The 11939-nt window shown below is 60.5% G+C and carries 8 protein-coding genes; 5 read left to right on the forward strand and 3 right to left on the reverse strand.

All coding sequences use genetic code 11. The features are described from left to right. Positions 1-3 precede the first annotated feature (3 nt). The 3 genes from DGA31_RS11110 (at position 4) to DGA31_RS29580 (ending at position 5257) form a co-directional block, all read left to right on the forward strand. A complete protein-coding gene (locus tag DGA31_RS11110) occupies positions 4-414 on the forward strand; it encodes a hypothetical protein (RefSeq protein WP_109512545.1) in 411 nt (136 codons plus the stop codon). Between the two features lie 123 nt (positions 415-537). Next, positions 538-4197 carry a tubulin-like doman-containing protein gene (locus DGA31_RS11115; protein WP_161959177.1) on the forward strand — a complete coding sequence of 1220 codons (3660 nt, stop codon included), beginning with the start codon at positions 538-540 and terminating at the stop codon, positions 4195-4197. A 364-nt stretch (positions 4198-4561) separates the two neighbouring features. Then, a complete protein-coding gene (locus tag DGA31_RS29580; protein ID WP_152035018.1) occupies positions 4562-5257 on the forward strand; it encodes a hypothetical protein in 696 nt (231 codons plus the stop codon). A 48-nt stretch (positions 5258-5305) separates the two neighbouring features. On the opposite strand, the gene mntP is transcribed toward DGA31_RS29580, so the two are convergent. Beyond that, complete coding sequence (gene mntP / locus DGA31_RS11130; protein ID WP_109512548.1) at positions 5306-5869, reverse strand: manganese efflux pump MntP; 564 nt, start codon at positions 5867-5869, stop codon at positions 5306-5308. Positions 5870-6238: 369 nt separating this feature from the next. Between mntP and DGA31_RS11135 the strand changes: the two genes are divergently transcribed. Next, a complete protein-coding gene (locus tag DGA31_RS11135; protein WP_241509566.1) occupies positions 6239-7996 on the forward strand; it encodes a sensor domain-containing phosphodiesterase in 1758 nt (585 codons plus the stop codon). Positions 7997-8100: 104 nt separating this feature from the next. After that, on the forward strand, positions 8101-8640 hold the full coding sequence (locus DGA31_RS11140; RefSeq protein WP_109512626.1) for a hypothetical protein: 540 nt from the start codon (positions 8101-8103) through the stop codon (positions 8638-8640). Positions 8641-8749: 109 nt separating this feature from the next. Here DGA31_RS11140 and DGA31_RS11145 read toward each other — a convergent pair whose 3' ends face one another. Together DGA31_RS11145 and DGA31_RS11150 are read right to left on the reverse strand one after the other, a co-directional pair. Continuing rightward, positions 8750-10126, reverse strand: coding sequence for a c-type cytochrome (locus DGA31_RS11145; protein ID WP_241509567.1), 1377 nt, complete (start codon positions 10124-10126; stop codon positions 8750-8752). A gap of 11 nt (positions 10127-10137) precedes the next feature. Further along, positions 10138-11907, reverse strand: a complete 1770-nt coding sequence (locus tag DGA31_RS11150; RefSeq protein WP_109512550.1) for a GMC family oxidoreductase — start codon at positions 11905-11907, stop codon at positions 10138-10140. Positions 11908-11939: the final 32 nt, after the last annotated feature.

Consider the following 11939-nt stretch of genomic DNA (forward strand, 5'->3'; position numbering starts at 1 on the left):
CAGATGGCTCAGACCAGTGCATTGCCAGCCCCGATCGAAAGCACCCCTGCGACCGCGGCTCCGACAACCACCACCAGTACGCTGGGCATTCCTGCACCACTGGACCTGGGGCCGAAAAAAGTCGACAGCCGTGATGCGCTGGTAGGGATTGCCGTACTGGTGGTGCTGGCGATCATCTTCTTCGTGATCAAGAACGCTTATGCCAACTGGCGTGTGCGCGAGCGTGTGGCGCCAAGTCGCGCCAATGCCTCGGGCTGGTTCCTGTTCCTGGGACTGTTGATGATTGCCGTCATGGCTGTGCTGGCAGTCATCAACTCGGGCCAGTTCCTGGCCCCGTTGTATTTCGCACCCATAGGCGCGGTGGCCCTGATTTCGCTGATCGCCTGGCTGATGACTTTCTCGGCCAAACGCTGAACCCTGCCGCTTCAAGCGTGAAACCCGTGCAATCAAGGTCGTACGGGCCACCGTTGCACGCCATTTGTATCAGGATCAATGCCGAACGCTCGGCCAGCCCGCCAAGGCTCATGGAGTTTTTCAATGAACGATAATGCACAGCCAACTGGCGCACCTGTCACTCCGATCGTCGAGAAGATTCACCCGACGTTGTTCATCGCCTTGGGCGGAACCGGCATGAAGGTCAATATCCGCGTGCGTCGACGCATCCTCAACGCCATCTGGGGGTCAAATAACCAGGTGCAGCAGGTCGCCGACTTTCCGGTGGTGCAGTTCATCAATTTCGACCTTGATTCTGGTGAGGTGACCCAGGACGGGAAGTCGGTGAAAACCGACGTGCTGGCTGAGCAGGTGAGTTTCACCTCTGAAGAAAAGATCATCGAGCAGCTCAACCTGAGCAAATACACGCACTCCATCGATGAACTCAACCGTCACCGGGAGGTGGCCGAGTGGTTTCCGCTGACGCCGGAAAAGATCAAGCACCTGGGAATTGACCCGTCCAAGGGTGCAGGCCAGATTCGCGCGCTGTCGCGGCTTTATTTTTATGACAAATACCCGACCATACGCGACAAACTGCGCGACAAGATCGGTCGCCTGCTGAGTAACATCGGCGCCCAGGCAGACAAGTTGAAAAAGCTCGGGCTGGAAATCGAGCCTGGCAAGATCCGCATCGTGATCACCGGTTCTGCCGCCGGCGGCACCGGCTCCGGATCGTTTCTGGACATGGGTTACCTGGCCAAGGCCCTGCTCAAGGAAAGCAATATCGCCGGCAAGGTCGACCTGTTCTTTGTCCTGCCAGGTGGCTTTCATGCCTACAACACTGAGCGCGTCCAGGCCAACGGCTATGCCGCCTTGATGGAGCTGGAAACCTGCATGCGCGGTAATCCGCTGCTCAAGTACTGGGATGCCAGCGATAACCTGTTCATCGACAGCCGACCGTACGATGACGTCTACATCATTGACAATGCCAACATTGCTCAAGCCAAGACCAGTGATCAGGAAGACATCTACGAGATGCTGTCTGATGTATTGTTCACAGACTTCACGTCTCAGGATTTCGCCAACAAAAAGCGTTCCATTGCGGTCAACCAGAATCAGCACAAGATCCGCTCATACACCGTGCGTCTGCCGCAGGATTATGGTGACAACACCGAGTTGCGTTTTCCGTGCGCTTATTCGTCGATTGGCCAGGCAGTGCTTGATACCCAGATTGATGCCCGCCAGAACGTGCGCCTCAGTCGTCAGGTGCAACAAATGCTCAAGGCCTTCTTCGGTATTGCCAGTGCCGCCGTCGGCGGCAATCGTCCGACTGACAAGGAACGCGACGAGTTCTTGAGGGAACAGCTTGATATCACCCCCCGCACCTTCACAGAGTTGCCGGAGTTTCTGTCGCGCGTCGAACTGACCGTGGCCACGGGTGAGTTCACGCACTATAAGATTGCTGACGACTTGCTACACGTCGAGGGCGATATCAGCATTACCGGACAGATCGAGCAAAAAGCCGAAGCCTTGTTCGAGCGTCTGCAAAGTGGTGGAGCGGACAAGGAGCAATGGCTGGTCCTGGTACGGGAAATCCAGCAGCAACTGGAGCGCGATACAAAAGGCAGTTCTGTCGACAGCGCCGAGCGCAATCATGAAGTGCGTATCCGTGAAAACCGGCACAAGCGCCTGGCCGAACTGACCCGTGAAGACGCCTTGCCGGAGAAGCTTTTCCGCCGTCTTGATGACGATGAACGTGGGGGCCTGGATTACACGCTTGCCTTGGTGGAAATGCTCAAGGATCGTCTGGAGAACGAAGGCAGCGGTATCATCCCGGCGCTTGACAAGAATGCGGCGCGCTTTCGCGAGTTGTCTGAAAAGCTGGAGTCGGCCGAGCTGGCGCGCGAATTCGAGCGTTTGAAGGAAACAACGGATAAAGGCCTGTTTGCCCGTCTCAGTGGCAAGGACAAGCAAGCGGATACCGTGCTGGGCCAGATCAAGGACACCTTGCGCGAAAGCCTGTTGTTCTATGTGCGTTACATTGCGGCACGTGAAGCCGCACAACTTCTGCGCGATGTCTCTGAGTGGCTGGGTCGCAAGGAATCGGTCGATCACAATGGCCAGCCGATATGGAATGGTTTTGTCGGTCGTCTGCAGGATGGCCGTAACGCAGTCAATCAATTGCTCAAGCGCATCGATACCGATATCGCCAAGATCGACGCCAGTATCAAGGAAAAGCACGCGACCCTGATTCCTCTCAAGCTGGTACAGAATGGTGACGAGCCCAGCGCTGAGACACCTGATGTACGCGCATGGGCGAAAGATGCATTCAAGGATTTTGGTGGTTCCAAAGTCCTGTTCGGTAAATTGCAGACCGAGGAAGGCCAGGAAGAACTGCTCTCGAAGCTGCGTAACAAATCCGTGCAGCAGTTGCCTCGGCAGGCATCCGGTGCTGATCCGCTCCTGACGGCCCTGGCAGTGCTGACGCCTGACGAACAGCGCGAGAAATTCCGCCAGTTGCTGCAGCGAGCCATGCCCTGGACGCCACTGAACCTGACGGGCGGTTTCAATATCAACAAGGATCGCTACACCTGCCTGATAGGCGTCCAGGACGCCGTCGAATTCAAGCGTATCTACGGTGCAATGCTTGGCCAGTGCCTGCCCCAGGGGACCGGCCTGAATGCCGGGCAGATCCAGTTTGTAGAGTCCGGCATGCCGGGCAAGTTGATCTGCTTCACCGAACTGTCCGGTTTCCCGCTGCCGGCGTTGACTCCGCTGCCGACCTACCTGGCCAGCTACACCAAGGAAAGTGCGGCGATCCCGCTGCACTGCCACAAGCGTACCAGCCAGTTTGTTCAGCCTATCCAGTTCACGCAAGAGCAGTACCGACAGTTTGCCGAAGACTTCAAACTCTACCTGCACGCCATTGCGCTGGGCGTACTCAAGCGTCTTGATAACAACCTCTACGAGTTCTTTATCAACAAGGAAGACTTCACCATCGGTGATGAGTTTTCGATTCGGCAGGGCGGCTTCAAGGCCGTGCAGCGCACCGATATTGAAAGTCAGGTGCGTAGCAAGACACTGCGCCTGAGCGATGCACAAGTGGCAGGCCTGGCCGTACTGTTTGAAGACATGAGCCGCACAGCCTACCGCGCTCAAAAGCGCGTAGACGAGAAGGGCGCTTCAGAGCTGTACCAGTCTTTCCCGTACAAGATTGCCGAGTTGCTGAAAAAGGAATATCTGGCACGTCTCAAGCGGCAGGCACTTGGACGCGAGGATCGCTTGCTGGCCGAGGCCGAGGCTGTACTGGGGCAGTACATCCAGTTTGTTGCCGGCTCGCGTGCTGATGTCTACCTGGATGAAGTTCATCCCGACCATGGCGAAAAGGTCACTGTACGCAATGAGTTCTTCACTGAGGGTTGGCTCGAGAACCTGATGCAGCCGGCCACTGCTGCGCCGGCTGCACCCGCCAGCGGCATGCCCCCGCCCCCGACAGCCAGTGGCTCTACGCCTCCACCGCCAGTGGCGGCACCCCAATACAGCTACCACCTGAGCGTCGCCGGCAGCACTTATGGGCCCTACACCACCGCCCAGCTGCAGCAGTACGTGCAAAGCGGACAGGTGAACCGGGAAAGTCAGTTGTGGCGCGAAGGCATGGCCGCCTGGCAGAGCGCCGGACAGATTGCAGAGCTTGCATATCTGTTCCAGCCTCCTGCAAATGCACCTCAGGCTGCCGTGCCACCCCCTCCGCCGCCTGCGCACTAAGCAAGGACGACCTGTCATGTCCCAGTCAGCAAAAGCCGTCAAGTTTCCTGTTGCCTGCGCCAACAGTGGCTGTGCCCAGCCACTGTGCGGGCCGGTCAATCACTGCCCGTACTGTGGGGCGGCGGTACAGCGTACTGCGCCGACGCTACGGGTCGTCTCGCCGGCTCCAGTACCTGAACCTGCCAGCGCTCCGGCCAAGGCACCGGTTTCCCAACCTGTGCCTGCATCGCCGCCTGCGGCGCCGGCGGTGGCAGCACCTGTCGTAACACCGGCATCGAGCCCGGCCCCGAGTCCTGAGCCTGAAGCGGCCAGGCCGAAACGGCGCATCAGCAAGGCAGGTCTGGGGCTGGTGGTTTTACTGGCATTGGGCGCCTACGGCTTGCAGCAGTTGGGCAGCAAGCATGATCAGCAGCAGGTCGAGCAGGCCCTTGCAGCCGGTAAGGCCTGCCTGGGGAAAAAGGACTATCGCTGTGCTATCGACAATGCTGACCTTGCCTTGCAAAAGATTAGCGCCGAGCCAAGGGCGTTGAGTCTCAAGCAACAGGCTCAAGCTGGCCTGGCTCGCTTGCAGAAGTCTGAAGATGACAAGCAGGCCCGTCTGCAGGCCGAGGCGCAACGCAAGGCAGCAGCCGAGCAGGCCCGGCAGGATCAGGCGCGCGCCCGTGCCGAACAGCAGGAGCTCGAAGCGCGTCGTAGAAGTGAGGAGCAGGATCTGCGGGCCCAGCAGTTGCGCGAGCAGCGCGCCGAAGAGCAACGCCAGCAGGAGCTGCGTGCGCAGTTGCAGCAGCAACAGCAACAGCAACAACGCGCTCGTGAGCAACGTGCGCAGGAGCGTCCGGCCCAGCAGCCACGCAGATCCCAGGAGTCAGGCAATTATGTGGCGCCGCAGAATGTTTTAAACCGTCCTGGGAGTATCAACTTACCGTCTTCAGGCAGCAGTACCGATGACATTATTCGTCAGGGGCAGCAGTTGCAGCAGTTTCAACGTCAGCAGCAACAACAACGCCAGCCGCAAGGGCAACAGCAGGATCGTGATGTGATCAGATCGATCATCCAGTAATGAGCCTTGTCTGCAAGGGGGCCGGCGCATTGTCAATGTTGCCGGTCTTCACGCGGTCAAATGCTCAAACAGAATCGTCGCCCCCACGATCATCAACACCACCCCACCGACAATCTCCGCCCGCTTGCCAACAACCGTCCCCAGCACCCGGCCCAGCATCACCCCGATCGTCACCATGATCATCGTGGCCAAACCAATAGCCGCTGCCGCTACCAGAATATTCACATCGACAAACGCAAGACCCACACCCACGGCCAGCGCATCGATACTCGTCGCAAAGGCCGTGACGGCCAGCACCAGAAACGAATGCTGGCGGGTCTTCTCTTCTTGTTCATCCTCGTCTTTCACGCCGTTGTAGATCATGTGCAGGCCCAGGGCGATCAGCAGTGTGAAGGCGATCCAGTGATCCCAGTCGGCGACCCAGGCGGTGGCAGCCTGGCCGATCGCCCAGCCGACAAGCGGCGTAATGCCTTCGATCACACCAAAGATCAGGCCGGTGCGCAAAGCTTCAGAGAGGCGGGGTTTATGCAGTGCCGAGCCTTTGCCGATGGCGGCTGCGAAGGCGTCGGTAGACATCGCAAGCGCGATGAAGATGAGGGAAATCGGGTTCACGGTGTACGTCCGCCGGGCTATGAGTCAACGACAAAGACACGCGCCCGGCTTGAGCATGTGCTGTGTCGCTGGTCTCACCAACCAAAAATGGTGTTCGTACCACGGCTGACTGAAGCCGAGAATGTTGATACGAACGCTCGCGATTGCTCGCCAGCAGGTTACTCCCCAACGGAAGCGGCGATTATATACGCGTACCTGTGAAAGTGAAGTTAAGTATTTGTTGTCTCTGGAAAAGCCATTTTGGGTAACAGGATGGCGTATGGCATCGTGCAAAGGAAAGGTGCATTGTGTCTGGAAGCGTTATCTAAAGCCTGGCGCAATCCCTTACAGTAGACGCTTGATAGCAACAAGCCATGAGGTATCTGGAACGTGCAGCACGAAATACACCCCCTGTCGGACACGCCGCTGCGTCAGCAGATGCTGGCAAACGTAGCGTGCTTCGAGGGTATCAAGGATGAGGTGTTCAATGAGTTGATCGGGATGGCTACGGCGCATTTTGCTGTGCCGATTGCGCTGATTTCGATTCTCGAAAGCCGTCGCCAGTGGTTCTGGGCGCAGGCCGGGATGGAGTGCACTCAGACGCCGTTGATCGACTCGTTCTGTGCCACTGCCGTGGCCGCCGATGGCTTCTTTCAAGTCACGGATGCGGTTGTCGATTCACGTTTTCGTGACAATCCACTGGTGCTGGGCAATCCTGGCATTCGCTTCTACGCGGGTTACCCGCTGGTCACCAGTGAAGGACTGACGCTGGGGATGTTCTGCATCATCGACACAAAACCCCGCCCCGGCCTCACCACTGAACAACAGAGCATCCTCAAGCAACTGGCCCGTATCGTCATGCTGCGCATCCGCGACCTGCGCGAAAGCAGCTATGTCGATGGCAGCATCGGCCTGTACAACCGTATCAAGTTTGAAAAAGACGTCGAGGCCTACAGGCATCGTGGCGAGCCGGTGACGGTCATCGCCGCCGACATGATCTCGCCGACCTTCCTCAACGAGATCGTCAAGTCCCTGGGCTATCCCTTTGCTGCCAAGGTCATGTTGCTGCTCAAGGACAAGCTCAAACGCATCATTGGCGAGCGTGACCTGTACAAGATCAGCCCGACCCGCTTTGGCTTCATGATTCCAGGCGTAGGCGAGATCGAGGAACTGATCGGGCTGTTGTCTGCCGAGATCGAGCAGCCCATCGAGTGCTCCGGCATTCCCCTGCAGCCGCGGGCGGGGCTTGGCATGTTGCGGCTCACGCCGGGTGACTGGCACGAAGACTGGCTGCGTTGCCTGGTCAGTTCGGCCGACCATGCACGAAACACCGGCAAGGGCTGGGTGTATTTCGAACCCGAGCTGGATCGGGCGCAGATGCGGGCATTTACGCTGCTGACCTCGCTGTCCAAGGCGGTGGAGCGCGATGACCAGTTCTATCTGGAATACCAGCCCAAGGTCGAGGCGGCGAGCGGCCGGCTGTGCGGCGTTGAGGCCTTGCTGCGCTGGCGGCACCCGGAGCTGGGGCTGATCAGCCCGGGCGAGTTTATTCCGCTGGCGGAAAAGACTCCGTTGATCCGCAAGATCAGCGCCTGGGTGGCACGTCGGGCGCTGGAACAGTTGGCGGACTGGAAGGCGCAGGGATTCGAGTGGCAGGTGTCGATCAATGTGTCAGCGGCCGACATGGCCGACTCGACCTTTGTCGACCAGTTGATCGGCCTGCTGCGCGAGAAGACGATCGAGCCCCACCTGCTGGAAGTGGAACTCACCGAAAGTGCATTGATCACCAATCCCGAACTGACCCGGGTCAATCTGGAACGAGTCCGCGATTGCGGTATTCGCCTGGCCATCGATGACTTCGGCACCGGCTACAGCAATTGGACTTACCTGCGCATGTTGCCGGCCACAACCGTCAAGCTGGACCAGTCGTTCATGCGCGATGCCTGCCGCGATACGAAGGACCGGGCGGTGGTGACCTCGATCATTCAGCTGGCGCAGACCATTGGCTATCAGGTCGTGGCCGAAGGGGTGGAAACCGCCGAGCTGTATGAGCTGCTCAAGACCTGGGGGTGCGATCAGATCCAGGGGTATTACGTGGCCCGGCCCATGCTGCCGAACCTGTTGGTGGCCTGGGCGCAGAGTCGGTGAGCGGTCGCGGGCAACCTGTGTGATGCAGGCCGGCTGAATCTTTTACCGCTTGTTCCTATCAGAGTGATGGGCACGTGCTCATAGTCATGATCGAGGAACAGCCATTGAATATCGCATGCCTGGGATGGGGATCGCTGATCTGGAAGCCGGAGGCATTGCCGCTGGCGGGCGAGTGGTATCAGGACGGGCCTGAGCTGCCGGTCGAGTTCTGTCGGGTGGGCGATAAGGGCGAGCTGGCCACGGCCTTGTGCTGCAACGCACCGTCCAGCCAGGTGCTGTGGGCGCTGCTGGCCGTGGACAGCGTCGAGCAGGCCTGCGCCAGCCTGCGCGAGCGCGAACAGATTGCTGCTGACCGGCAGGATGGCATCGGAGTGTTCATCCCCGACAAGACCGAGGTCGGGCCGTTGGCCGAGTGGGCAGCGGTACGCAAAGTCGATGCGATTATCTGGACCGCCTTGCCACCCCGGCTGGATGCCATCGAAGGACGTTTGCCATCGCTGAAGGATGCCTTGGGCTACCTCGACGGACTGTCGGGCGAGCGTCTTGAACATGCCCGCCATTACATCGAACAAGTCCCTCGGCAGATCGACACACCCTATCGACGGGCGATCCGTAAACGCTTCGGGTGGGGCCAGGGTCAATAAGTCTGTCCAGGCGTTGCCGATCAGCAGGAGCGACCAACGGTCGCGAAAAGATCCGCATGATTCAGGGCGGCATTCGCGACCGTTGGTCGCTCCTACGGGCTGCCAGCCCTCAATGCTGAGGGCTGGACGGCTCGACGCTGGTTTTGGCCGTTTCATGACCGGCATCCAGCGTGCTGCGGATCGCCTTGACCTGCTCGGCCGACACCACGCTGGCGCTGTTCGACCAGCCCTGGCGCAGGAAGGTCGCCAGGGCTGCGGTCTCGCTGTCATCCAGGCGCCAGGCAAAGCCCGGCATTGGCAGCACCGAGGGGGCTCGTGCCGTCGACGGCGTCTGGGCACCGGCGAGGATCACGCTGATCAGCGCGCTGGGGTTGTCGGCGTTGATGATCGATGCGCCATCCAGTTGCGGGAAGATGCGCGAGGCACCATTGCCGCCGACGAAGTGGCAGGCACCGCAATTGTCCACGTACAGACGCTCGCCCAGGGTCAGGTCCTTGGCGGCGGTCAGCTTGGCGGTAGTCGCTTCGCTGGCGGACGATTTGGCCGCTGCCGGCGCTTTCTTGCCATCGAGCGATTTCAGGTAGGCCGCCACGGCGCCCAGGTCTTCATCGCTCATGTGCGAGGTGCTGTTGGCGACCACGTCGGTCATTTCGCCGCCGACCGAGGCCTTGGCGTTGCGGCCGGTGCCCAGGTAATCGACGATTTCTTCATGCGACCAGTGCGGCATGCCGCGCAACGGCGGGACCGCCCAGCCATTGAGTTCGGCACCGGCCAGGTAGTCCGGGTCTTTTTCGTCCAGGCCTTTCTCCTGCATGGTCAGCGCCCGTGGCGTGTGGCACGAGCCGCAGTGGCCCAGGCCCTGCACCAGGTAGGCGCCGCGCGCGACCTGAGCGGCTTTGCCCTCGGTCGAGGCCTTGAGCGACACGGCGGCCTGCTCCGGCGTCGGCGAGAACAGCGTGCGCCAGTAGGCCAGCGGCCAGCGGATCGACAGCGGCCACGGGATGTCATTGGCCTTGTTGGCCTGATTCACCGGTTTGACGCCGCTCATGAAGTAGGCGTACAGCGCTTCGGTGTCCTGGTCGGTGGTGCGGGCATAGGACGGGAAAGGCATCGCCGGGTACAGCGCGCTGCCGTCATGACCGATGCCGCGACGCACGGCGCGCTCAAACTCGCCGTAGCTCCAGCCCCCGATGCCGGTGTCTTTGTCCGGACTGATGTTGGTGGCGTAGATGGTGCCGATGGGTGACTCGATGCCGCGCCCGCCGGCAAACGGCTGGCCGCCATGGGCGGTGTGGCAGGCGACGCAGTCACCGGCGCGCGCCAGGTATTCACCCTTGGCGATCAACTCGGGTGTCACCGGTTGCGACAGTTGCGCACCGGTGTCGCCGGCGCGGTTGAGCCAGCCGGCGAGCAGCCAGCCCAGCAGCGCCAGCACGACGCCGATCACGACCAGGGCGATCAGCAGGGAACGGGGTCTGGATTTCACGTGTGCGCTCCTCATGCCTGCACCAGCGGGCCGGGGTTTTTCAGGTACTGGTCCTTGATGGCCTGGGCGGCGAACAGCGTCAGGGCGCCGATCAGGGCCGTCGGGTTGGCCTGGAAGTTCTGTGGAAACGCGTTACCGCCCGGCACGAATACGTTGTGCACGTCCCAGCTCTGCAGGTAGCGGTTCAGCGCGCTGGTCTCTGGCGACTCGCCCATCACCGCGCCACCGACGTTGTGGGTCGACACATACTTGGTGATGTCCCAGTGTGAATCGAGGCCCAGGAAGCTTTCCGAGTAGCTGTCCGGTCCCAGTTCTTTGGTGATGTTCTGCACGATGCCGCGCAGGTGCTGCTGCAGTTTCAGTTCGTTCTGTTTCCAGTCGAAGGTGATGCGCAGCAGTGGCTGGCCCCATGGGTCCTTGTAGGTCGGGTCCAGGTCCAGGTAATGGTCGCGATAGGACATGCAGCCGGTAGAGATGCTGACCTTCATCGAATGGCCATACCAGTCGGCCATGCCGTCTTTCCAGCCCTGGCCCCATTCCGGGGTGCCGGCCGGCAGCGACGTGCCGATCGGAGTGCCGGTGGCCTGCGAGCTGTGGATCTTGGCGCCGCCAATGAACCCCAGCGCCGCACCGTCGTAGTTGCCCGGCGAGATATCGTTGAACATCTGCCCGGTGGCGCCGGCGGTGGCGAACGGGTTGAAAGTCTTGTCCTTGAAGAACAGGGTGCTGGCGCCCACGCTCAGGTAGGCGTAGTTACGCCCGATGGTGCCGGTCTCGGTCACCGGGTCATACGGTTTGCCGATGCCGGACAACAGCATCAGGCGCACATTGACGAACTGGAAACCGGCCAGCACGACGATCTTGGCCGGCTGGAACACCAGGTTGCCGTCGCCGTCGGCGTAGGTCACGCCGCGGGCGGTCTTGCCGTCCGGGTGCAGTTCGACTTTCAGGACGTTGGCGTTGACCTTGTAGTCGAAGTTGTCCATGCGCTTGAGTGCGTCCATGACCGCCGTTTGCGGCGACGCCTTGGAGTAGTTCAGGCACGGGTACTTGCTGCAATAGCCGCAGTAATTGCACGGCGCGATCTGGTTGCCGTAAGGGTTGGTCCAGGCGCGCGAGACGTTGGCCGACGGGTTGGGGAAGGGGTGGTAGCCCAGCTTGCGCGCCGCGGTGGCAAACATCGAGCAGTTCAGGGTGTCTTCCAGCGCCGGCAGCGGAAAGGGGCTGGAGCGCGGGCCCTCGAACGGGTCGCCACCTTCGATGATCTTGCCGTTGAGGTTGCCGGTATTGCCCGACAGGCCGCAGATCTTGTCGAACTTGTCCAGGTACGGCTCGATCTCGTCCCAGGTGAACGGGTAGTCACCAATGCGCATGTCGTCTTGCAGGATGCCTTTGGCGTAGGCCTGGTCGGCGTAGGTCTTGAGCTTGATGTCAGTGGGTGTCGGGCGGATCAGTACACCGGTCCAGTGCAGGCCGGAGCCGCCGACGCCAGTACCCGGCACGAAGGCGCCCCACTTGCGGGTCGGCAGGGCGGTGCTGCTCATGTTATGACGCACGGTCAGGGCGCCGTCCTTGGGGGTGACCATGATCTTGTTGCGTACGGCGTAGGCGTACTGGTCGGCCGGCTTGGGGTACATGAAGTCCGCGTTGTTGCGGTCTTCACCGCGCTCCAGGGCGCGGACCTTCAAACCGGCCTGGGCCAGTTCGATGCTCATCAGGGAGCCGGTCCAGCCGAGGCCGACGACGACAACGTCGACTTCGTCATTGGTAATAGTTGCCATAAAAATCTTGCTCGCTCTAACGCTTGACGAAA

The sequence above is a fragment of the Pseudomonas ovata genome, assembly GCF_003131185.1.
GTDB lineage: Bacteria > Pseudomonadota > Gammaproteobacteria > Pseudomonadales > Pseudomonadaceae > Aquipseudomonas > Aquipseudomonas ovata.

Bases quoted from the DNA above. Each gene is read 5' to 3' on its own strand.
- DGA31_RS11115 (WP_161959177.1), top strand. From the start codon at position 538: ATGAACGATAATGCACAGCCAACTGGCGCACCTGTCACTCCGATCGTC.
- DGA31_RS11110 (WP_109512545.1), top strand. From the start codon at position 4: ATGGCTCAGACCAGTGCATTGCCAGCCCCGATCGAAAGCACCCCTGCG.
- DGA31_RS11150 (WP_109512550.1), bottom strand. From the start codon at position 11,907: ATGGCAACTATTACCAATGACGAAGTCGACGTTGTCGTCGTCGGCCTC.